The organism is Massilia sp. LMS1-1-1.1, from assembly GCF_040815535.1.
GTDB classification, from domain to species: Bacteria; Pseudomonadota; Gammaproteobacteria; order Burkholderiales; family Burkholderiaceae_D; genus Janthinobacterium; species Janthinobacterium aestuarii.
The window spans coordinates 807,120-828,174 of record NZ_JBFPNG010000023.1 but is presented as its reverse complement, the minus strand read 5'-3'; the positions used below and the strand labels follow the sequence as shown (position 1 = coordinate 828,174).

Below are 21,055 nucleotides of genomic sequence, written 5' to 3'. Positions count from 1 at the left end.
GGTGAAGCGCAGGTCTATCGGTGCGGGCATTTTACTGTGCGCCCGCCATCCATGCGGGCGCACGGTTCAAAAGAATCAGGCCTCGGCCTTCTTGCCGAATTCGGGATCGATCTTGACCAGCGCGGCCATGATGAAAGCAGGAATGGTGGCGATGCAGACCCAGATGAAGAAGTGCTGGTAGCCGAGCATTTGCTGGATCCAGCCGCTGGCCATGCCCGGCAACATCATGCCCAGGGCCATGAAACCCGTGCAGATCGCGTAATGGGCCGTTTTATGCGCGCCATCGGAGACCATGATCATGTACAACATATAGGACGCGAAACCGAAGCCATAGCCAAATTGCTCCAACGCAATGCCACCGGCGATCACATAAATGCTGCTGGGCAAGGCGGTGGCCAGGTAGACAAAGACCAGGTCGGGCAGGTGGACGGACAGCACCATGATCCACAAACAGCGTTTCAAGCCGAAGCGGGAAATGATGAATCCTCCCAGCAAGCCGCCCAGGGTCAGGGCAATCACGCCGATGGTGCCATAGACGAGTCCCACCTGTTCCGTGCTAAGGCCCAGGCCGCCCTTGGCGACGGGGTCGAGCAGGAAAGGCGCGGCCAATTTGAGCAGTTGCGCTTCGCCGAGGCGAAACAGCAGCAAAAAGCCCAGGATGACGACAATATCCTTTTTCTTGAAGAAAAAGGCAAAGGTGGCGATGAATTCCTGCAAGGGAGAAACACCGGCGCCCTGGATGCTGGGGCGGTCGTCCTTCGGTTTCGGCAAGACAAAATAGTGGTACAGGAAAAGGGCGATGAACAGGCCCGCCAAAATCGCAAACACGACGGACCAGGCCAGCTGCACATTGCCCGTCGCATGCGTCAAATAGCCGGCCAGATACACGAGGCCGCCCTGGCCGGCGATCATCGCCAGGCGATAGAAAGTGCTGCGCACGCCGACGAAGGCCGCCTGCTGATGCTCTTCCAGGCCCAGCATATAAAAGCCGTCGGCGGCAATGTCATGCGTGGCGGAACTGAAAGCCATCAGCCAGAAGATGGCCAGGCTGATCTGGAAAAAGTGCGGCAAGGACGTCGTCAGGGCCACCAGCGCCAGCGCGGCGCCGATCACCAGCTGCAAGCCGACGATCCAGAAACGCTTGGTGCGGTACATATCGATGAAGGGCGACCACAGGGGTTTGATGACCCATGGCAAGTACAACCAGCTGGTGTACAGGGCAATATCGGTATTGCTGAAACCGTAGTTCTTGTACATGATCACGGACAAGGTCATGACCACTACATAGGGAATGCCCTGGCCGAAATACAGGGAAGGGATCCACAGCCACGGCTTATTTGACGGCTTATTTGCGCGTGCCGCGGCGGTTTGTTTCACTAGCTCCATACATCCTTCTTTGTCTCCCAGACAGAAGAATGCCGCGCCATCGGATCACGCCGCCAGTGCCGCCCGCACACTGCCGTTCGCGCCGGCCAACAATGCCTGTGCCTGGTTTGTGTTGATTTTTTTGATCAAGGCAACAATCGCCACCTTGACGTGATAGTGGCATTGCTCCAGCACGGTCCTGGCCTGCACTTCGCTGGCGCCGGTGGCGTGCATGGTCAGACGCACCGCCCGCCAGATCAGTTTGGCGTTGGTCGGCTTCAAGTCTACCATCAAGTTTCCGTAAGTTTTGTGCAAACCGACCATCAGGGCGCTGGAAATCGTGTTCAGGGTGATTTTTTGCGCCGTACCCGCTTTCAGGCGCGTGCTGCCGGATATGACTTCCGTACCCGTGTCGAGCACGATGCCGCATTGCGCCTCGTGCGCCACGGGGGCATCCACATTGTTCGCGATGCCTATCGTCAAGGCGCCCGCCTGGCGCGCGGCCAGCAAGGCGCCCAGCACATACGGCGTGGCGCCGGAAGCGGCCAGCAGGATCACGACATCATTTGCTTGCGGCTGCAGGGCCAGTAAATCCGCCTCGCCTTGCTGCAAATCGTCTTCCGCGCCTTCGACGGCCGTGAACATGGCGCCCGCGCCGCCGGCCAGGATGGCGACGGCCCGCTCGGGCGGCCAGGAAAACGTGGGATTCAATTCAACGCTGTCGAGCACGCCCAGGCGTCCCGACGTGCCCGCCCCCACATACAGCAGCCGTCCACCGGCCGCGATGCGGGGCAGGGCGGCCGTGATGGCGGCAGCGATGTCGGGCGACGCCAGCCGCACGGCCTCGACAGCCCAGAACTGGTCATCGACCAGCGCCGCCACCAGCTGCTCCACCGGATACAGGTCCAGATCCGGATGCCGCCGGCTCGGGGTTTCAGTTTTCAACATGATTTCAGAACATGGTTGAAGGTGAAACCAGTTTAATACCAACGAGCAATATCAGCCATGAAAGGTTGGCGGGCGGGCATAACGGGAGTTTATGGCTGGTGCAGGCACGTGGTGTACTACATGTACTTCGATACGCTCCCGTTTGTGTCTATACTTGGGTTCGACGCCAACATCAACGACATCCCCATGATCGCTCGCCAATTGCTGTTCCTGTTTAGCGCCCTTGGCGCCATCAACGGCATTTTCCTGGCCGTCTATTTTTTCAGCCGCCGGCCTCGCTGCCTCGCCGACTGCATGCTCGGCGCATTGCTGCTGGCCGTCGGGGTGCGCACCGCCAAATCTGCCTTCCTCTTCTTCAACCCAGCGATCGCACTCGAATTCCGCCAGCTGGGTCTGTCGGCCTGCCTGTTGATCGGTCCCTTGACCTATCTCTATGTGCGCTCTTTTCTGGCCGGGCTCGGACAATTGCCTACTGGACAACAATGGCGTTGGCATCTCGGCCTGTCCTTCCTGCTGATAGGCATTGGCGTTGCCTTTCCATATGCCGCGTATCGTTCTGTGTGGAACCTGTCGAGTCATGCCATTCATGTGTTCTGGCTATGCTACCTGCTGGCGGCCGCCAGGCTGCTCTGGCAAAGCCGCCGTGCATGGTTGAACGACGGACAGCGGATGGCGACCAGCAACGTGCTCCTGCTGAGCGTCTTTGCAGGCAGCTGTGTCATGCTGGCGGCGTACGCGAGCACGCCGTTCACGTCCTATATCGTCGGTGCCTTGTCGTTCACCTTCTCGCTGCATGTCGCGGTCATGGTTTTTCTGCTGAGAAAAGAAACCTCGACGCCTGCCGAGCCAAAACAGAAGTACCAGCATAGCCGCCTGACGCACGACGATGCGCTTGCCGTGCTCGCTGCGCTGGAACAACAGATGACCGGGCAACAATCCTATCTGAATCCGAATCTGACCCTGGCCCAACTGGCCAAACGGGCGGGATACACGCAGGCGCAGGTGTCGCAGGTACTCAATGACAAGCTGAGCAAGAGTTTCAACACCTACGTCAACGAATACCGCATCGCCGAGGCAGAACAGGTGTTGACGGGTGAGCCACAACTGAACATGGATACCGTTGCCGAGCGCTGCGGGTTCAATTCCAGTTCCACCTTCTACTCGACCTTCAAGAAAGTGGCTGGACAGACTCCCGCCAGCTTCCGGGCCCAATCCGGCCAGGCCGTCAGGGCCGTTTCCGCGTAAAACCCCTCCGGAATCGTCATTCCGGAGTCTGACATCCTGTTTGGCGACATCAATTCCCCTGCGCTTCGCTAAATTATCGACCATCAGCGATCTGAAATAGTCGTTGCTCCGATAAACGAAATTCTTCATGCAGGGTAAAACCATGATCCAGTTTTTAGTGCGAACCGTACTCGCCTGTTGCTTGCTTGGCATCACCGCCGTCAGCACCGCCGCAACCGCAGAGCAGGACGAACATGCCATCCAGGAAACCGTACGCTTGTATCTGCATGGCACCAGCTTCAACGTACAGGACGAGATCAAGCAGGCCTTCCATGCCAACGCCCGCCTTTACCTGGACGGCAAAGACGATGCGGAATGGGAGTTGAGCGGTCCCGAATACGCCAAACTCTTTACCGATGAGAAAAAAGGGCAATTCAATGGACGCCACGGGCGGCTGATCAAGGTGGATATGAACGGCAAAGTGGCCACCGCCAAGGCCGAGATCCACATTCCCGCACAAGGAGTCCGCTATGTGGATGTCTTCCTTTTGAAAAAGATCGCCGGCAACTGGAAGATCGTCAGCAAGTCGGCCCATCGCGAGCAAGCGGCGCGCCATGCACGCAAGGTGCTGCTGGTCGTGTCGAATGTGCATCAATATCCCGGCACAAAAGTTAACGCAGGCAATAATTTTCCCGAGCTTGCCTATACCTATGGTGCATTTCGCAAAGCAGGGTACGCGGTCGACTTCGTCAGTCCCGAGGGTGGCGCCGTTCCCCTGGAAATGATCGTCACGTCGGACGAGTTGCTCAAGAAGTATCTGTACGACAGTGATTTCATGTGGGCACTGGCCCATACCAAACCCGTCGCCGAGGTCAAGGCAGACGAGTATGCGGGCATGGCTTTCGTCGGCGGCGGCGCGGCAATCGTCGGCATCCCGGACAACAAGCCGCTGCAGGACATCGCCTTGCGTATCTATGAACAGCAGGGCGGGGTGATCGCGGCCATCTGCCATGGCACCGAGGGCATCAAGAACCTGAAGCTCAGCGACGGTACTTTCCTCATCCAGGGCAAGACGCTCACCTCGTTCCCCGATGCGTTTCTCAACAAGGAATCGCCGGTATACAAAGCCTATCCCTTTTCGGCGGAAGGCAGCATCAAGCGCCAGGGCGGCATATTCAGGCACGGCGCCAGCGGACAGAGCCACGTCGAGGTCGATGGCCGGCTGGTGACCGGCATGAGTTGGGAGTCGTCCGTCGGCGTGGCGGAATCCATGATCCGCCTGATCGAGCAGTAAGTTTATGGCGCGCGGCGCATTTCCGCCACGAAATCGTAATGGTCGCTGCGGCAATACGAATGCGTGAGTTCCACCGCTTCGCCCGTCTCCAGGTAGGCGATGCGCGTGATGAACAGCACGGCCTGGCCATCGGGGATACCCAGTTGCTTGGCCAGCACGTCCGTCGCATTCATGGCGCGGATGTGCTGCAAGGCGCGCACGGGGGCCTTCTTGATGCTGCTCAAGTATTCATACAGCGAATCGCCCATGGCGTCCGGGTCCGGCACCACGCTGAAGGGCAGCACGCTCACTTCATACGCCATCACCACGTCGTCGGCCAGGCGCAAGCGCTCGAGGCGCGCCACTTTCGTGTTCTGCGCCAGGCCCAGGCTCAGCTGTTCATCGCTGCTGGCGATGACGACTTCACGCTTGAGCCAGCGCGAGCCGGGGCGGTAGCCGCGCTGCTGCAGCTGCTCGGAAAAGCTCGACAGGTTCGACAGCGGCTGCTCGATGCGCGGGGCAATATAGTTGCCCGAACCGCGGCGGCGCACGACGAGACCTTGCTCGACGAGCTGGTCGATGGCCTTGCGGGCAGTCACGCGCGATACGTCAAGCAGTTCGGACAGGGTACGTTCGGATGGCAGGGCCTGGTCTACCTGGTAGCGGCCGTTGCGTACGTCATCGCTCAACTTGCGGGCGATCTGCATATATAAAGGCGAATTGTCATTTAAATCGACCTTGAGTTCTACGCTGGTCTGGCTCATACAGTTCTCCTTGTCCTCCTAGTGTAATAGCGATGGCGCTTGTGCGTAGCCCGTCCACCCATGAATAAATGGAAAATGGCCATAAATAACGGTTATACACTTAAAAAAACAATGTTTTACCGTACGTATAGCTTTGCATTATAGATAAATAAGCAATTTTCATTGGCGTCGTGAAGCATCCCGCCCTATGCTGGCGATGCCTCCACTACGCCGTGAACAGGGAAACATGCACAATAAAATGACGGGTTTGCTGGGCTTGCTGCTGCTGGGCACGACCTGGAGCGCACTGGCCGCCCCGCCCGGTGGCGGCAAGGACCAGCAGCGCGCGCTCGATGCCACGCTATCGGCCATCGTTGATGATCCGCTCCACCCGCTGGCCAGCCTGTCCGTGCTGGCCATACGCCACGGCAAGGTGTCGTATGAGCAACAATTTGGCTACCGGCACATCGGCGCCACGCCGGCGGACAGCTTGCCCGTGACGCCGGCCACCCTGTTCCGCATCGCCTCGGTTTCGAAGATGATGACCACACTGGGGTTGATGCGGCTGGTCGAGCAGGGCAAGCTGAGCCTGGATCAGGACGTGGGCATCTATCTGGGCTTTTCCCTGCGCAACCCGCATTTCCCCCAACAACCGTTGACCTTGCGCAGCCTGCTCAGCCACACCTCCTCGCTGCGCGACGCAGGCGGCTATGCCTGGGGTCCCGAACGCAGCCTGCGCGACGTGTTTACGGCCGGCGGCGACACCATGTGGGACAAGCAAACGGCGCCGAGCCGCTATTTCACGTACGCCAACCTGAACTGGGGCGTGATCGGCACGGTGATGGAAAAAGTCACGGGCGAGCGCTTCGACTTGCTGATGCGGCGCTTGCTGCTCGATCCCCTCGATGTGCGCGGCGGCTATCATCCGGCCGCATTTTCCACGGAAGACGTGGCGAATACGGCCACCCTGTACCGCAAGCGCACCTTGGACACGGAAACCTGGCAGCCGCAAGGGTCGTGGATCGCGCAAGCCGACGATTTTCATGCACGCCCGCCGTCTGGCCTGGCCAACTATGTGATCGGCAGCAACGCCACCGTCTTCAGTCCCACGGGCGGCTTGCGCATTTCCGCCGCGGGATTGGGCAAGGTCATGCAGATGCTGCTCGACGGTGGCCGCTACCAACATCAGCAACTGTTGCAGCCGGCCAGCATCGCCTTGATGTTTGGCCCCCAATGGCAGCTGGCGCCCGATGGCGGCAATGGCGACAGCGAACGGGGCCTGTACCGCGCCTGGGGCCTGGGCAACCAGCAGTTCGATGCGGTGGCGGGGCAGGGCAACCGTCTGGTTGAGGGCGCCAGCTTCACGGCCGTAGGCCACCTGGGCGACGCGTATGGCCTCGTCTCCGCCTTCGTGCTCGATTTCAAAAACAGGAACGGCATGGTGATGCTGGTAGGCGGCACGGGCAGCGATCCCGAGCAGTATCCGGGCACGTATTCCGCCATGGGGCGCAGCGAGGAACGGATACTCACCGCGCTATACCGTGGTGCGATGGACAACAATCTATCCTTGCATTGAAATGGTGCATTCCTGAAAGTTATGGCTGCACCATGATGTTTCATTGGCTGCGTTGGCGGCCAGCCTCTAAGCTCTTCCCGAATGCTCCCGCACCATGGGAGCGCAACGCAGCGAGGCAACATGCAGCAACAAGTCATCATCATCGGCGGCGGCGTCGTCGGTCTGACATCGGCCTGGTGGCTGGCCGAGGCCGGCTACAAGGTCACCTTATTGGAACGCAATGAGCAAGTGGCGATCGCCGCCAGCTACCGCAATGGCGGCCAGCTCAGCTATCGCTATGTAGCACCGCTGGCGGACGCGGGCGTGCCCTTCAAGGCCCTGCAATGGCTGCTGCAGAAAGACGGTCCGCTGCGCTTCCGCCCCGAGGCCGACTGGCGCCAATGGCGCTGGATGGCCAGTTTCCTGCGCAATTGCAACAGCGCCAGCAATGCCCGCACGACGGCCAAGCTGCTGCAACTGGGAGAATGGAGCCGCGCCGGCATGGCGCAACTGGAATTGACGGTGCCGCCCGAAGCGTATGCCCGCCGCGATGCGGGCAAGCTCATCGTCTACCGCTCTCCCGCCATCTTCCAGCGTGCCGTGGCGCGGCCCGAATCGGAAGAGGCACGTGTCGTCTTGTCTCCGACGGAAGCCGTGCAGCGCGAACCGGCGCTGGCCGCCTTGCAGGGTTCCCTGGCGGGCGGCATCTTTACGCAGGGCGAAGCGGTGGCCGATTGCCACGCCTTTTGCCTGGCGCTGGAAGCGCGCCTGCTGCAGCACCCGAATTGTTCGCTCTTGTTAAAAGGCGAGGCGCGCCGCCTCGTCATGCACAAGGGCAGGATCACGGGCGTCGACACCAGCCTGGGCCTGTTGCAAGCGGATCACTACGTGCTGGCGGCCGGCATCCAGAGCCGCGACCTGGCCGCCACGGCAGGCATTTACCTGCCCCTGTATCCATTGAAGGGCTACAGCCTGACGGCGCCCATCCGCGCCCAGCACCGTGCGCCCGCGATCAGCATCACGGATTTCGAACGCAAGGTGCTGTATGCGCGCATCGGTGGCGACCTGCGCGTCGCCGCCATGGTCGACATGGTGGGCGCCGACAACAGCATCGACTGGGGCCGCATCGCCGGCCTGACGCGGCTGGCGCGCGAAGCCATGCCGCACGGCGCCGACTACGACCAGGCCACGGCTTGGGCCGGCCTGCGCCCCGCCACGCCGAACAGCGCGCCGCTGGTGGGCGCCAGCAAAGTGGCGAACTTGTGGCTGAACGTGGGCCATGGTCCGCTGGGCTTTACCTTTGCGGCCGGCACGGCGCGCATCCTGGCCGACCTGATGGCCGGCAAGGCGCCGCCGTTCGCGCTGGACTTCCTCGTGCCTAAAAAATAGGCGGACCGGCGGCAGCGGCGACCAGCGCCGCCGTTATGGCGGATAATTGCGGAACTTTTCCGTTCCCCTATTTGCCAGCGCATGCCCACACCCTCGACATCTGCCGCCTGCCCCTGTGGCGGCGCCTCCTACGCCAGCTGCTGTGGCCCGTATATCGCGGGCGACGCCTTGCCGCCGACGGCCGAAACGCTGATGCGTTCGCGCTACACGGCGTTTACCTTGCGCGACGAACCGTATCTGCTTGCCACCTGGCATGCCAGCACCCGTCCCACCGACGCTTTATTTGCCGAAGAAGAAAAAGTCCACTGGCTGGGACTTGAGGTAAAATCTGCTTTACGTTTACGTCAACGTAAAGCAGAATCAGACGATCAAGCCGAAGAGATACATCGCGACAGCGTCGAATTCGTGGCCCGCTACAAGGTCAACGGCCGCGCGCACCGCCTGCATGAAGTGAGCCGCTTTGTGCGTGAAGCTGGTGACGGTGGCATGCGCTGGTTTTATCTCGACGGCAGTTTTCCCGAATAGCGCGACCCGAGAGACCGGGCGATAATAAAAAGGAACCGCAATGCCGCACATCGAAAGCAAACTCAATCCGCGCAGTGAAGATTTCAAGGCCAATGCCGCGGCCATGCAAGCCATCGTCGACGATTTGCGCGACAAGGTGGAAAAGATCGCGGCCGGCGGCGGCGAAGCGGCTGCCGCCAAGCACCTGGCGCGCGGCAAACTGCTGCCGCGCGACAGAGTGCAGATGCTGCTCGATCCCGGCACGCCCTTCCTCGAGTTTTCCCAGATGGCGGCCTACGCCATGTACCAGGACGCCAAGGGCGTCGATGCGGCGCCCGCCGCCGGCATCATCACCGGCATCGGCCGGGTCTCGGGCCAGGAATGCGTCATCGTCTGTAACGACGCTACGGTCAAGGGCGGCACGTATTATCCGATGACGGTGAAAAAACACTTGCGCGCCCAGGAAATCGCCGACCAGAACAACCTGCCCTGCATTTACCTGGTCGATTCGGGCGGCGCCAACCTGCCGAACCAGGACGACGTCTTTCCCGACCGCGACCATTTCGGCCGCATCTTCTACAACCAGGCGAATCTATCGGCCAAGGGCATCCCGCAAATCGCCGTCGTGATGGGTTCTTGCACGGCCGGCGGCGCCTACGTGCCGGCCATGAGCGATGAATCGATCATCGTCAAGGAGCAGGGCACGATTTTCCTCGGCGGCCCGCCGCTGGTGAAAGCGGCGACAGGTGAAGTGGTGACGGCTGAAGACCTGGGCGGCGGCGACGTGCACACGCGCTTGTCCGGCGTGGTCGACCACCTGGCGCAGAATGATCTGCATGCGCTGTCGCTGGCGCGCACCATCGTCTCGAACCTGAACCGCACCAAGCCGCAGCAGATGGCGCTGCGCGAGTCCGTCGAGCCGAAATACCCGACGCAGGAACTGTATGGCGTGATCCCCGTCGATACGCGCAAGCCGTTCGACGTGCGCGAAGTCATTGCGCGCATCGTCGACGGCAGCGATTTCGACGAATTCAAGGCCCGCTACGGCACCACCCTGATCTGCGGCTTTGCGCATATCTATGGGGTCAAAGTCGGCATCATCGCCAACAATGGCATCTTGTTCTCGGAATCGGCGCTGAAAGGCACGCATTTCATCGAATTATGCTGCCAGCGCAAGATCCCGCTCGTCTTCCTGCAAAATATCACGGGCTTCATGGTGGGCCGCAAGTACGAAAACGAGGGCATCGCCCGCAACGGCGCCAAGATGGTGACCGCTGTCGCGACGGCCGCCGTGCCGAAGTTCACGGTCATCATCGGCGGCAGCTTCGGCGCCGGTAACTACGGCATGTGCGGCCGCGCGTTTTCCCCGCGTTTCATGTGGATGTGGCCCAATGCGCGCATCTCCGTCATGGGCGGCGACCAGGCCGCTTCTGTGCTGGCGACCGTCAAGCGCGACGGCATCGAGGGCAAGGGCGGGCAGTGGAGCGCGGACGAGGAAGCGGCCTTCAAGCAGCCGATCAAGGATCAATACGAACACCAGGGCCACCCCTACTATGCCACCGCGCGCCTGTGGGACGATGGCGTGATCGACCCGGCCGACACCCGCATGGTGCTGGGCCTGGGCCTGTCGGCCGCGCTCAACGCCGAGATCCCGGACACGAAGTTCGGCGTATTCCGCATGTAAGGGGAGAAGACCATGGAATTTGAAACCTTAAAGCTGGTCATCGAGGGCAATGTCGCCACCGTGACCCTGAACCGTCCCGACGTACGCAATGCCTTCAACGAGACGACGATCGCCGAACTGGCGCGCGCCTTCGAGGGCCTGGGACGCAGCGACATGGTGCGCGCCATCGTGCTGGCGGCGAATGGCGCGGCCTTTTGCGCCGGTGCGGACCTGAACTGGATGAAGAAGATGGCCGGCTACACGCATGCCGAAAACCAGGCCGACGCGCTGCAGCTGGCGCAGATGCTGCGCACGATTTACCTGTGCCCCAAGCCCGTCGTGGCGAAGATCCAGGGCGACTGTTATGCGGGCGGCATGGGCCTCGTCGCCGCATGCGATATCATTCTGGCTGCGGAAGACGTGCATTTCTGCCTGAGCGAGGTGCGCCTGGGACTGATCCCGGCCACTATTTCACCGTATGTCATCAAGGCCATGGGCGAAAACGCGGCACGCCGCTATTTCCTGACCGCGGAGCGATTCTCCGCTCAGGAAGCGCTACGCATCGGCTTTGCCCACGAGGTAGTCGAGGCAAGCGCGCTGGACGCGAAAACCGCCGAGGTGCTCAAAGCGCTGACGGGCAACAGCCCGCACGCCGTGGCGCAAGCGAAAATGCTGGTGCGCGAGATCGTTGGCCAGCCGGTCGATGACGCGCTGCTGGCCGACACGGCCGAGCGCATCGCGCAGATCCGCGCCTCGGAGCAGGGCCGCGAAGGCGTGCAATCGTTCCTCGACAAGCGCAAGCCGAGTTGGCTCATGGGCTAGTTAAAATAGTCCAAAGCCCATGGACTAAGAAATCATTGGAGCAGTTTTGAAAGCAGAAAAACAATCGGGCTGGGCCGAACGCAGTCTGCGCAGCGTGTGGCATCCGTGCACGCAAATGCAGCACCACGAGACTGTACCGCTCATCCCCGTCAGCCATGGCCGCGGCGCCTGGCTGTATGACCACGACGGCCGACGCTACCTGGACGCCATCAGCTCCTGGTGGGTGAACCTGTTCGGCCATGCGAATCCGCGCATCAATGCGGAACTCAAGGACCAGCTGGACCGCCTGGAACACGCGATGCTGGCCGGTTTCACGCATGAACCGGTGATCGAGCTGTCGGAAAAACTCTCCGCATTAACCGGCGGCGTGCTTGGCCACAGCTTTTACGCTTCCGACGGAGCGTCGGCCGTGGAAATCGCCCTGAAAATGAGTTTTCACGCATGGCGCAACAGCGGCAAGAGCGAGAAACAGGAATTCGTCTGCCTGAAAGGCAGCTACCACGGCGAAACCATCGGCGCCCTCGCCGTCACCGACGTGGCCCTGTTCAAGGATGCCTACGGCCCCCTGCTGCGCGCCACGCAGACGGTGATGTCGCCCGACTTCCGCCAGGCAGCCGAGGGCGAGACCGCCGAGGACGTGGCGCGCCGCGCGGCCGCCGAAGTCGAGCAGCTGTTCCAGCAAAAAGCCGACAAGATCGCCGCCATCATCATCGAGCCGCTGGTGCAATGCGCGACCGGCATGGCCATGCACGACCCGCTGTACCTGTCCCTGGTGCGCGCCCTGTGCGACCGTTATCAAGTCCATTTGATACTCGACGAAATCGCCGTCGGCTGCGGCCGCACGGGCACCTTCTTTGCGTGCGAGCAGGCCGGCATCTGGCCCGATTTCGTCTGTCTCTCCAAGGGCATCAGCGGCGGCTATTTGCCGCTGTCCCTCGTGATGACGCGCGAAGACATCTACCAGGCGTTCTACAGCACCGACGTGCGCCGCGGCTTTTTGCACTCGCATTCGTACACGGGCAACCCGCTGGCCTGCCGCGCGGCGCTGGCGACCTTGTCGATTTTCGAGGAAGACGATGTGCTGGCGGCCAACCGCGTGCGCGCCGAAAAAATCACGCAAGCCCTGGCGCCGCTGGCGCAGCACGAGCGCGTAAAACACTTCCGCCAGCAGGGCATGATCTGGGCCTTCGATGCGGTGAACGCGGCGCCCGATTTTTCGCGCCGTTTCTTCAGCACGGGGCTGGAACATGAACTGTTGATGCGCCCCATCGGCTCCACCGTCTACCTGATGCCGCCGTACATCCTCGACGACGAGGAAATCGCGGGCCTGGGCCAGCAAACGCTGGCCGTCTTCAATCATGTGATCGGGGCCTGAGATGGAACTGATCGCGCGATTGCAACAGCAGCTGCAAGGGCTGGAAGAACGTAGCCTGATCCGCCGCCGCCGCACCGTCGACACGCCATGCGCGCCGCGCCTGACGGTCGATGGCCGCGACATGCTGGCCTTTTGCAGCAATGACTACCTGGGCCTGGCCGCGCATCCGCGCATCGTGGAAGCGTTGAAAGAGGGCGCCGACCTGTATGGCGCCGGCAGCGGCGCTTCGCACCTGATCAGCGGCCACAGCCGCGCCCACGCGCAGCTGGAAGAGCGGCTGGCCACTTTCGTGGGCGCCAACCTGGAACAGGCGCGCGCCCTGTATTTCTGCACCGGCTACATGGCTAATCTGGCTGTGCTCACCGCCTTGTCGGCGGGCGATCCGGACGCCGAGATTTTCTCGGAAGCGCTGAACCACGCTTCGCTGATCGACGGCACGCGCCTGGCCCGCGTCAAGACGCGCGTGTATCCGCACGCCGACCTCGATGCCCTGACGGCCCTGCTGGCGGCCAGCACGGCACAGACGAAAATCGTCGTCACCGACAGCGTCTTCAGCATGGACGGCGACCTGGCGCCGCTGCCCGCGCTGCTGGCCCTGTGCGAGCGCTATGGCGCCTGGCTGGTGGTCGACGATGCGCACGGCTTCGGCGCGCTGGGCGCCGCTGGCCGTGGTGCGCTCGAACATTTCAATCTGCGTTCGCCCTACCTCGTGTATGTGGGCACCCTGGGCAAATCGGCCGGCGTGGGCGGCGCCTTTGTGTGCGCGCACGAAGCCGTGATCGACACCCTGATCCAGAAGGCGCGCCCCTACATCTTCACCACGGCAGCAGCCCCCGCGCTCGCGCATGCGCTCTTGGCCAGCCTGGACATCATCGCCGGGGAAGAAGGAAAACAACGCCGGGCTCACCTGGCGGCGCTGGTGGCGCAATGGAACGAGGGCTTGCAGCTGCGGCGCTGGCAAGCCTTGCCGTCGGTGACCGCCATCCAGCCCGTCATCATCGGCGAAAATGCGGACATGCTGGCCGTCGCAGCCCAACTGTACCAGCAGGGACTGTGGGTCGGCGCCATCCGCCCGCCCACCGTGCCAGCGGGGTCGGCACGCCTGCGCGTGACCCTGTCGGCCGGCCACACGGCGCAGGAAGTGGCGCAATTGATCAACGCAGTCAACACCCTGGAAAGGACTCGCCATGAGCCTTGATGATCCTATCGTGGCGGACGTGCTGGCGGACCTGGCGCCGGCCGTGCAGCCGGCGCCGGCCACCACCGGCCTGCCATCGCGCTTTGCCTGTTTCGTCACCGGCACCGACACGGAAATCGGCAAGACCCTGACCTCGTCGGCCCTGCTGCACGCGCTGGTCGCGCGCGGCGTGCGCGCCTGCGGCATGAAGCCCGTGGCTGCCGGCGCCGAAATGCGCGACGGCGAACTGCATAATGAAGATGCCGACAGCCTGATCGCCGCCGGCAACGTCACCATGCTGCGCAGCCTGACGACGCCCTACATGCTGAAAGAACCAGCCGCGCCGCACATCGCCGCCGCGCTTGAAGGCGTCAGCATCGAGTCCGTGCCGATCCTGGCCGCCTACCTGGAAATCGCCGCCGCCTCGGACGCCGTCGTGGTCGAAGGCGTGGGCGGCTTCCGCGTGCCGCTCTCCAGCGATTTCGATTCGGCCGACCTGGCGCAGCAGCTCGATCTGCCCGTGATCCTCGTGGTCGGCATGCGTTTGGGCTGCATCAGCCAGGCTTTGCTGACGGTGGAAGCCGTCGAAGCGCGCGGTTTGACGGTGATCGGCTGGGTCGCCAACACGCTGGAAGTGGAAATGCGCTTCCTCGACGAAAATATCGATGCGCTGATCGAGCGCATCCCGGCGCCGCTGCTGGGCAGGGTACCGCGCCTGGCGCACCCGAGCGCGAAAGCGGCGGCCGCGTATCTCGATTTCACCGGCTTGCCCAACTGGCCGGCGCAGCAGAATTAAACCGAACACTTAACGTAGCTAAAAAATAGAAGCGAAGGAATCACCATGTCCGTAGTCCAAGAAGCAGCAAAAACCGTCGAACTGCACCGCCCTGCGGCGCGCATCACCCTGCCCGAAGCGGCCACCTGGCCCATCGATGATGTGCTGGCCCTGTTCGACCTGCCTTTCAATGACCTGATGTTCAAGGCCCAGCAAACCCACCGCGCCAACTTCCCCGATGGCGACGTGGAACTGGCGACCCTGTTGTCGATCAAGACGGGCGGCTGCGAGGAAGACTGCGGCTACTGCCCGCAGGCGGCCCGCTACGACACGGGCGTGGAAGCGAAAAAAATCCTCGACATCGACACGGTGCTCGACGCGGCCCGCCAGGCGAAAGCCAATGGCGCCACGCGCTTCTGCATGGGCGCCGCCTGGCGCGGCCCGAAAGACCGCGACATGGACAAAGTCGAAGAGATGGTCAGCAAAGTCAAAGCGCTGGGCCTGGAAACCTGCGCCACCCTGGGCATGCTGGAAGAGGGACAAGCGGACCGCCTGAAAAACGCGGGCCTGGATTTCTATAACCACAACCTCGATACGGCGCCCGAGTTCTACGACAACGTCATCTCGACGCGCGAATACCAGGATCGCCTGGATACCCTGGGCCGCGTGCGCGAAGCGGGCTTGAAAGTATGCTGCGGCGGCATCGTCGGCATGGGCGAGACGCGTCTGCAGCGCGCGGGCCTGATCGCCCAGCTGGCCAATCTGAATCCGTATCCGGAATCGGTGCCCGTCAACCACCTGGTGCAGGTGGAAGGCACGCCGTTGTTTGGCCTGGAAGCGCTGGACCCGTTCGAATTCGTGCGCACGATCGCCGTGGCCCGCATCACCATGCCGAAAGCGCGCGTGCGCTTGTCGGCCGGCCGCCGCCAGATGGGCGAAGCCGTGCAGGCGATGTGCTTCCTGGCTGGCGCCAACTCCATCTTCTACGGCGACAAGCTGCTCACCACCGACAACCCGGAAGCGGAAGACGACCGCGTCTTGCTCGGCAAACTGGGCTTGCAGACGCGCGGCGCCATGCTCGAATCGGTACAGAAAGAGAAGTGCGGCTGCTGATGACAGCCTTGTCGGGTTACGCCGTGCCGGCTAACCCGACCTACGAATACCGCCTCACCAATGCGTAGGTCGGCTTGGCGCAAAGCGCGTAAACCGACACACCAGCAGACAAGGTCCGCCAAGAGACAGCTGCCCCTTTTTGAGAGAATAGAGAGAGACCATGTTCACTAAAATCCTGATCGCCAACCGCGGCGAAATCGCTTGCCGTGTCGCCGCTACCGCGCGCCGCATGGGCATCCAGACCGTCGCCGTATATTCGGAAGCGGACGCCAATGCCAAGCACGTCGCCGTGTGCGACGAAGCCGTGTTGATCGGCCCTGCGCCGGCCAAGGAAAGCTATCTGTGCGGCGACAAGATCATCACCGTGGCGCTGGCGACAGGTGCGCAGGCGATCCACCCAGGCTATGGTTTCCTGTCCGAGAACGCCGACTTTGCCGACGCCTGCCACGCTGCGGGCCTCGTCTTCATCGGCCCGCCGGCATCGGCCATGCGCGCCATGGGCTCGAAGTCGGCCGCCAAGTCGCTGATGGAAAAAGCCAATGTGCCGCTGGTGCCCGGCTACCACGGCGACGAACAGGATGCGGACTTCCTGCACGGGCAGGCCGACAAGATCGGCTACCCGGTGCTGCTGAAAGCCTCGGCCGGTGGCGGCGGCAAGGGCATGCGCGTCATCGAGCATTCCGATGATTTCAAGGCCGCGCTGGCCTCGTGCAAGCGCGAAGCGATCAGCTCTTTCGGCGACGACAAGGTGCTGGCCGAAAAATACCTGTCGCGTCCGCGGCATATCGAAATCCAGGTGTTTGCCGATACCCTGGGCAACTGCATTTATTTGTTCGAGCGCGATTGCTCGGTGCAGCGCCGTCACCAAAAGGTGCTGGAAGAAGCCCCGGCGCCGGGCATGCCAGCCGAACGCCGCGCCGCCATGGGCGAAGCGGCCGTCGCCGCCGCCAAGGCCGTCGGCTACGTGGGTGCGGGCACGGTGGAATTCATCGCCAACCAGGATGGCTCGTTCTACTTCATGGAGATGAACACGCGCCTGCAGGTCGAGCACCCGGTGACGGAGATGATCACCGGCACCGACCTGGTGGAATGGCAGTTGCGCGTCGCCTTTGGCGAACCGCTGCCGAAAAAACAGAGCGAATTGACGATCCACGGCCACGCCATCGAAGCGCGCATCTATGCGGAAAATCCGGAGAAGGGCTTTTTGCCGTCGATCGGCACCCTGCGCCACATGCAGTCGCCATCGGCCGTCACGTTCGAACTCGGTGGCACGGTGGTGCCGGCGTCCGTGCGTATCGATTCGGGCGTGCGCGAAGGCGACGCGATCTCGCCATTCTATGATCCGATGATCGCCAAGCTGATCGTCTGGGGCGCGGACCGCCGCGAAGCGCTGGCGCGCATGGCGCAGGCGCTGTCCGACTACCAGATCGTCGGCCTGGCCAGCAATATCGCCTTCTTGAAACGCCTGGTCGAAGGCCAGGCATTTGCCAGCGCGGACCTCGACACGGGCCTCATCGAGCGCAATCAGGCGTCGCTGTTCCCCGCCCTGCAGGCGGCGCCTGACACGGCCCTGGCGCTGGCGTCCGTCGCCCTGCTGCTGGAAGAAAAAGCGGCGGCCGAAACGCAATCGGCCAACCGCGCCGACCCGTGGGGCAATGCCCTGGGCTGGCGTCTGAACAGCACCCTGGGTCGCAGCCTGTCGTTCGCCGATGAATTCACCTTGGCTGGCGAGGGCAAGGCCTACGCAGCGCGCGTTGCCTACAAAACGGATGGCTGGCTGTTCAACGGCCAGCCCTTGAGCCTGACGGCGCGCACAGGCAACGAGCTGCATATCAAGCTCGGTGAGCGTGCCGTGCATGGCACCGTGCTGCGCGACGGCGAGCAGTTCCACGTATTTACCGGCGGCTTGCACCATACCTTGCATTACAACGACCCGATGGCGCATGCGGGCGAAGTGGAAGCGGAGGGCGGCCGCCTGACGGCGCCGATGCCGGGCAAGGTCGTCGCCGTGCTGGTGAACAAGGGCCAGGACGTCAAGAAGGGCGAGCCTCTGGTCATCATGGAAGCGATGAAAATGGAGCACACGATCGCCGCGCCGCACGATGGCCTGGTGGAAGACGTGCTGTATGCGGTCGGCGACCAGGTGGCCGATGGTGCGCCGCTGCTGGCCTTCAAGGCTGCCGCATAAGGGTAAGCACATGCGCATCCTGTTACAACGTTCGGACGGCAAGGAAGCGGGGTGGATCAGCGACTTCCGCGACTTGCTGCCCGAAGCCGAGATTGTCTTCTGGCGCGAAGGCGAAGCGGTTGAACCATGCGACTACGCCGTCGTGTGGCAGCCGCCCGCCGCCATGCTGCCCGAACTGGCCAAGGTCAAAGCCATCTTCAACACGGGCGCCGGCGTCGACGCGCTGTTGAAGTTTGGCGACGCGCTGCCGGCCCACGTGCCACTGGTCCGCCTCGATGACGCGGGCATGGGCGTGCAGATGGCCGAATATGTAAGCCATGCCGTGCTGCGCCACTTCCGCCGTTTCGACGATTACGAGGCGCAGGGCCGCGCCGGCATCTGGCAGCCGCTGCCTGCCTTCGACAAGACGGATTTCCCCGTCGGCGTGCTGGGCATGGGCGTGCTGGGCACGCGCGTGCTCGAAGCGCTGGCGCAGTTCGAGTTCCCTTTGCGGGGCTGGAGCCGCAGCCGCAAGCACGCCGATGGCGTGGCGTGTTTCGCGGGCGACGAGGGACTCGAAGCATTTTTGCGCGGCACGCGCGTGCTCGTGTGCATGCTGCCGCTCACGCCAGAGACGCATAACCTGCTCGACCGCGCGCGCCTGTCGATGCTGCTGCCAGGCGCCTACGTCATCAACGTGGCACGCGGCGCGCATATCGCCGAACCCGATTTGCTGACGCTGATCCGCTCCGGCCATATCGCCGGGGCGACCCTGGACGTGTTCCGCAACGAGCCGCTGCCGCAGCAGCACCCGTTCTGGCAAGAACCGCGCATCACCATCACGCCGCATATTTCGGCCGCCACCCTGCGCCGCGAAAGCGTGGCGCAGATCGCCGCCAAGATGCGCCGCCTGCAAGCCGGAGACTCTGTCGCCGGCATCGTCAACCGTTTGCAAGGATATTGAAATGAATGCTCAAGCCAGTTTGCCCAAGCAGGTCAAGATCGTCGAAGTGGGCCCGCGCGACGGCCTGCAAAACGAGAAGGAAACCATCAGCGCCGCCGTCAAGATCGAACTGGTCGACCGCCTGACGCAGGCGGGCTTTGCCAATATCGAGGCGGCGTCCTTCGTGTCGCCGAAATGGGTGCCGCAGATGGCCACCAGCGCGGAAGTGATGGAAAAGATCGCGCGCCGCGCCGGCACGATTTACTCGGCGCTGACGCCGAACATGCAAGGCTTTGACGCAGCGCTGGCGGCGAAGGCCGATGAAGTGGTGATCTTCGGTTCCGCGTCCGAAGCGTTCTCGCAAAAGAACATCAATTGCTCGATCGCCGAATCGATCGCCCGCTTCGAAGGCGTGGCGAAAGCGGCCAAGGAACACGGCCTGCGCCTGCGCGGCAGCATCAGCTGCGCCTTCGGCTGCCCCTACCAGGGAGACGTGCCGCTGGACGCCGTGGCCGACGTGGTGGGCCGCATGCGCGACCTCGGTTGCGACGAGATCGACATCGCCGACACCATCGGCGTGGCCACGCCGCGCAAGACGCAGGCGGTAATGGAGCGCGCGATTGCCGCCTTCCACGTGGGCGGGCTGTCCGGCCACTTCCACGACACCTATGGCCAGGCGCTGGCAAATATCTATGCGAGCCTGGAAACGGGCATCGCCATCTATCACTCGTCCGTGTCCGGCCTGGGCGGCTGCCCGTACGCCAAGGGCGCCACCGGCAACGTGGCCACCGAGGACGTGCTGTACATGATGCAGGGACTGGGCATCGCCACCGGCATCGATCTGGACCTGGTGGTGGACGCGGGGCAGTTCATCGCGCAGCAGCTGGGGCGCAAGGGATCTAGCCGCGCGGGTAATGCCATCGCGGCGAAGCGCGCCGGCTGAAATTTGGGGTCAGACCCTCAATGCCGCTGACGTCAAGCTCTGCGCCAACACATCCGGGGGTCTGACCCCGGCAGTACAGACGAAAAAAGACCCAAGAGCCGAAACTCTTGGGTCTTTTTTCTACAAATTTGGTCGGAGTACAAGGATTCGAACCTTGGACCCCCTGGTCCCAAACCAGGTGCGCTACCGGGCTGCGCCACACTCCGAAGACCAAGATAATACAGGCCGTATCGACTTCGGTCAAGGGTCAGGTGAAACTCTCTGTAAATTATTTACGCGCGGCACTGGGATGCATGTATTTTTCAACATGCCGCAAATATGCGACACTGGCTTGGCAAGTTTTCCCGATCAGACATGAAGGCGACGACGGCAATGGAGTTCAGGATAGAAACAAGCGGCGGCGGCCAGCCCGTGCCGAAGCGCCGCGGCATCGTGCTGGGCATCGCCGTGTCCTTGCTGCTGCATGGCGCATTGATCACTCTGTGGCGCCATGTGCAGCCGGCCGCGCCACCGGACACGGCCCCCCGTGTGGAGTCGATCGCCGTGTGGATACGTCCGCTGGCCGCCAAGCCGCCCCCGCCGCCCGTCGAAGTCGTCAAGCCGAAGCGCGAACCAAAACCCATCAGCAAGCCGAAACTCGCCACGACCCGGGAAACGCCGGCGGCAACCACGGCGCCAACATCGAGCCCGCAAGCCATCACGGTCGTGCCGGCATCACCGGCCACACCGGCGGCCAGTCCCGATACCCTCAGGCAAGAAACCCCGGAAACGCCAAAGTTCGACATGGAAGCGGCCAGGAAAACGGCACGCAAGATGGCCGGCGAGCGCGATCCATCCAAGGTGGGTACGGCCGTGGGGCAAATCCCCGACAAGCCGCTGCAAACGGAAACCCAGCTGGCGCGCGACATCGCGCAGGGCAAGCGCGGCGATTGCCGCACCGCCTACTCAGGCGCAGGCTTGCTGGCGCCCGTGTTGATGTTGCTGGACAAGAAGGATAGCGGCTGCAAGTGGTGAGGGCTGGCTTGACTATACCCATATTGGGTACTAACATACCCAATATGGGTATTTATGCAGAC

General features: G+C 62.7%; 18 protein-coding genes and 1 tRNA gene. 15 read left to right on the top strand and 4 right to left on the bottom strand.

The window, feature by feature from the left end; translation table 11 throughout:
- Nucleotides 1–75: 75 nt before the first annotated feature.
- Together MRBLMS1_RS18775 and MRBLMS1_RS18770 are read right to left on the bottom strand one after the other, a co-directional pair.
- The gene (locus MRBLMS1_RS18775; protein WP_485881004.1) at nt 76–1,386 is read right to left on the bottom strand and encodes an MFS transporter; all 1,311 of its coding nucleotides are present in this window, start codon (nt 1,384–1,386) and stop codon (nt 76–78) included.
- Between the two features lie 45 nt (nt 1,387–1,431).
- Nucleotides 1,432–2,313, bottom strand: coding sequence for an N-acetylmuramic acid 6-phosphate etherase (locus tag MRBLMS1_RS18770; RefSeq protein ID WP_072456195.1), 882 nt, complete (start codon nt 2,311–2,313; stop codon nt 1,432–1,434).
- A 120-nt stretch (nt 2,314–2,433) separates the two neighbouring features.
- On the opposite strand from MRBLMS1_RS18770, the gene MRBLMS1_RS18765 reads away from it, so the two are divergent.
- Nucleotides 2,434–3,558, top strand: coding sequence for a helix-turn-helix transcriptional regulator (locus MRBLMS1_RS18765; protein WP_485881001.1), 1,125 nt, complete (start codon nt 2,434–2,436; stop codon nt 3,556–3,558).
- Nucleotides 3,559–3,685: 127 nt separating this feature from the next.
- Nucleotides 3,686–4,831 (top strand): nuclear transport factor 2 family protein, encoded by a 1,146-nt coding sequence (locus MRBLMS1_RS18760; RefSeq protein WP_485880999.1) that lies wholly within the window; start codon nt 3,686–3,688, stop codon nt 4,829–4,831.
- A gap of 2 nt (nt 4,832–4,833) precedes the next feature.
- Here MRBLMS1_RS18760 and MRBLMS1_RS18755 read toward each other — a convergent pair whose 3' ends face one another.
- Nucleotides 4,834–5,574, bottom strand: coding sequence for a GntR family transcriptional regulator (locus MRBLMS1_RS18755; RefSeq protein WP_034752424.1), 741 nt, complete (start codon nt 5,572–5,574; stop codon nt 4,834–4,836).
- Between the two features lie 226 nt (nt 5,575–5,800).
- Here MRBLMS1_RS18755 and MRBLMS1_RS18750 point away from each other — a divergent pair, with 226 nt between their 5' ends.
- The 12 genes from MRBLMS1_RS18750 to MRBLMS1_RS18695 all read left to right on the top strand — a co-directional run bounded on the left by MRBLMS1_RS18750 (nt 5,801) and on the right by MRBLMS1_RS18695 (nt 19,979).
- A complete protein-coding gene (locus MRBLMS1_RS18750) occupies nt 5,801–7,129 on the top strand; it encodes a serine hydrolase domain-containing protein (protein WP_485880997.1) in 1,329 nt (442 codons plus the stop codon).
- A gap of 81 nt (nt 7,130–7,210) precedes the next feature.
- The gene (locus tag MRBLMS1_RS18745; protein ID WP_485880995.1) at nt 7,211–8,497 is read left to right on the top strand and encodes a D-amino acid dehydrogenase; all 1,287 of its coding nucleotides are present in this window, start codon (nt 7,211–7,213) and stop codon (nt 8,495–8,497) included.
- Nucleotides 8,498–8,578: 81 nt separating this feature from the next.
- Entirely contained in the window at nt 8,579–9,022 is a 444-nt protein-coding gene (locus MRBLMS1_RS18740) for a YchJ family protein (RefSeq protein ID WP_139092149.1), read from the top strand.
- A 40-nt stretch (nt 9,023–9,062) separates the two neighbouring features.
- Complete coding sequence (locus MRBLMS1_RS18735) at nt 9,063–10,685, top strand: carboxyl transferase domain-containing protein (protein WP_034752436.1); 1,623 nt, start codon at nt 9,063–9,065, stop codon at nt 10,683–10,685.
- Between the two features lie 12 nt (nt 10,686–10,697).
- Nucleotides 10,698–11,486, top strand: a complete 789-nt coding sequence (locus tag MRBLMS1_RS18730; protein ID WP_034752440.1) for an enoyl-CoA hydratase/isomerase family protein — start codon at nt 10,698–10,700, stop codon at nt 11,484–11,486.
- A gap of 46 nt (nt 11,487–11,532) precedes the next feature.
- Nucleotides 11,533–12,861: an adenosylmethionine--8-amino-7-oxononanoate transaminase gene (gene bioA, locus MRBLMS1_RS18725; protein WP_485880992.1), complete on the top strand. Its 1,329-nt coding sequence runs from the start codon at nt 11,533–11,535 to the stop codon at nt 12,859–12,861.
- Between the two features lies 1 nt (nt 12,862).
- Nucleotides 12,863–14,059 carry an 8-amino-7-oxononanoate synthase gene (gene bioF, locus MRBLMS1_RS18720; RefSeq protein ID WP_139092146.1) on the top strand — a complete coding sequence of 399 codons (1,197 nt, stop codon included), beginning with the start codon at nt 12,863–12,865 and terminating at the stop codon, nt 14,057–14,059.
- The gene (gene bioD, locus MRBLMS1_RS18715) at nt 14,049–14,834 is read left to right on the top strand and encodes a dethiobiotin synthase (protein ID WP_485880989.1); all 786 of its coding nucleotides are present in this window, start codon (nt 14,049–14,051) and stop codon (nt 14,832–14,834) included. Before bioF ends, bioD begins: the two co-directional genes overlap by 11 nt.
- A gap of 45 nt (nt 14,835–14,879) precedes the next feature.
- Nucleotides 14,880–15,926, top strand: a complete 1,047-nt coding sequence (bioB, locus tag MRBLMS1_RS18710) for a biotin synthase BioB (RefSeq protein ID WP_070303144.1) — start codon at nt 14,880–14,882, stop codon at nt 15,924–15,926.
- Nucleotides 15,927–16,086: 160 nt separating this feature from the next.
- Nucleotides 16,087–18,114, top strand: a complete 2,028-nt coding sequence (locus MRBLMS1_RS18705; RefSeq protein ID WP_485880986.1) for an acetyl/propionyl/methylcrotonyl-CoA carboxylase subunit alpha — start codon at nt 16,087–16,089, stop codon at nt 18,112–18,114.
- A gap of 10 nt (nt 18,115–18,124) precedes the next feature.
- A complete protein-coding gene (locus MRBLMS1_RS18700; protein WP_485880984.1) occupies nt 18,125–19,057 on the top strand; it encodes a 2-hydroxyacid dehydrogenase in 933 nt (310 codons plus the stop codon).
- Nucleotide 19,058: 1 nt separating this feature from the next.
- Nucleotides 19,059–19,979, top strand: a complete 921-nt coding sequence (locus MRBLMS1_RS18695; protein WP_485880982.1) for a hydroxymethylglutaryl-CoA lyase — start codon at nt 19,059–19,061, stop codon at nt 19,977–19,979.
- A 129-nt stretch (nt 19,980–20,108) separates the two neighbouring features.
- On the opposite strand, the gene MRBLMS1_RS18690 is transcribed toward MRBLMS1_RS18695, so the two are convergent.
- Nucleotides 20,109–20,185: transfer RNA gene (locus MRBLMS1_RS18690), tRNA-Pro, on the bottom strand.
- Nucleotides 20,186–20,333: 148 nt separating this feature from the next.
- Between MRBLMS1_RS18690 and MRBLMS1_RS18685 the strand changes: the two genes are divergently transcribed.
- Nucleotides 20,334–20,993, top strand: coding sequence for a hypothetical protein (locus MRBLMS1_RS18685; RefSeq protein WP_485880980.1), 660 nt, complete (start codon nt 20,334–20,336; stop codon nt 20,991–20,993).
- The last annotated feature ends 62 nt before the right edge of the window (nt 20,994–21,055 follow it).

What these genes read in the sequence shown, in the direction of transcription:
- MRBLMS1_RS18765 (WP_485881001.1), top strand. Translation starts at nt 2,434, where the DNA reads ATGTACTTCGATACGCTCCCGTTTGTGTCTATACTTGGGTTCGACGCC.
- MRBLMS1_RS18730 (WP_034752440.1), top strand. Translation starts at nt 10,698, where the DNA reads ATGGAATTTGAAACCTTAAAGCTGGTCATCGAGGGCAATGTCGCCACC.
- bioD (WP_485880989.1), top strand. Translation starts at nt 14,049, where the DNA reads ATGAGCCTTGATGATCCTATCGTGGCGGACGTGCTGGCGGACCTGGCG.
- MRBLMS1_RS18745 (WP_485880995.1), top strand. Translation starts at nt 7,211, where the DNA reads ATGCTCCCGCACCATGGGAGCGCAACGCAGCGAGGCAACATGCAGCAA.
- MRBLMS1_RS18770 (WP_072456195.1), bottom strand. Translation starts at nt 2,313, where the DNA reads ATGTTGAAAACTGAAACCCCGAGCCGGCGGCATCCGGATCTGGACCTG.
- MRBLMS1_RS18775 (WP_485881004.1), bottom strand. Translation starts at nt 1,386, where the DNA reads ATGGAGCTAGTGAAACAAACCGCCGCGGCACGCGCAAATAAGCCGTCA.
- MRBLMS1_RS18705 (WP_485880986.1), top strand. Translation starts at nt 16,087, where the DNA reads ATGTTCACTAAAATCCTGATCGCCAACCGCGGCGAAATCGCTTGCCGT.
- MRBLMS1_RS18760 (WP_485880999.1), top strand. Translation starts at nt 3,686, where the DNA reads ATGCAGGGTAAAACCATGATCCAGTTTTTAGTGCGAACCGTACTCGCC.
- MRBLMS1_RS18695 (WP_485880982.1), top strand. Translation starts at nt 19,059, where the DNA reads ATGAATGCTCAAGCCAGTTTGCCCAAGCAGGTCAAGATCGTCGAAGTG.
- MRBLMS1_RS18735 (WP_034752436.1), top strand. Translation starts at nt 9,063, where the DNA reads ATGCCGCACATCGAAAGCAAACTCAATCCGCGCAGTGAAGATTTCAAG.
- MRBLMS1_RS18755 (WP_034752424.1), bottom strand. Translation starts at nt 5,574, where the DNA reads ATGAGCCAGACCAGCGTAGAACTCAAGGTCGATTTAAATGACAATTCG.
- bioF (WP_139092146.1), top strand. Translation starts at nt 12,863, where the DNA reads ATGGAACTGATCGCGCGATTGCAACAGCAGCTGCAAGGGCTGGAAGAA.
- MRBLMS1_RS18700 (WP_485880984.1), top strand. Translation starts at nt 18,125, where the DNA reads ATGCGCATCCTGTTACAACGTTCGGACGGCAAGGAAGCGGGGTGGATC.
- bioB (WP_070303144.1), top strand. Translation starts at nt 14,880, where the DNA reads ATGTCCGTAGTCCAAGAAGCAGCAAAAACCGTCGAACTGCACCGCCCT.
- MRBLMS1_RS18750 (WP_485880997.1), top strand. Translation starts at nt 5,801, where the DNA reads ATGCACAATAAAATGACGGGTTTGCTGGGCTTGCTGCTGCTGGGCACG.
- MRBLMS1_RS18685 (WP_485880980.1), top strand. Translation starts at nt 20,334, where the DNA reads ATGAAGGCGACGACGGCAATGGAGTTCAGGATAGAAACAAGCGGCGGC.
- MRBLMS1_RS18740 (WP_139092149.1), top strand. Translation starts at nt 8,579, where the DNA reads ATGCCCACACCCTCGACATCTGCCGCCTGCCCCTGTGGCGGCGCCTCC.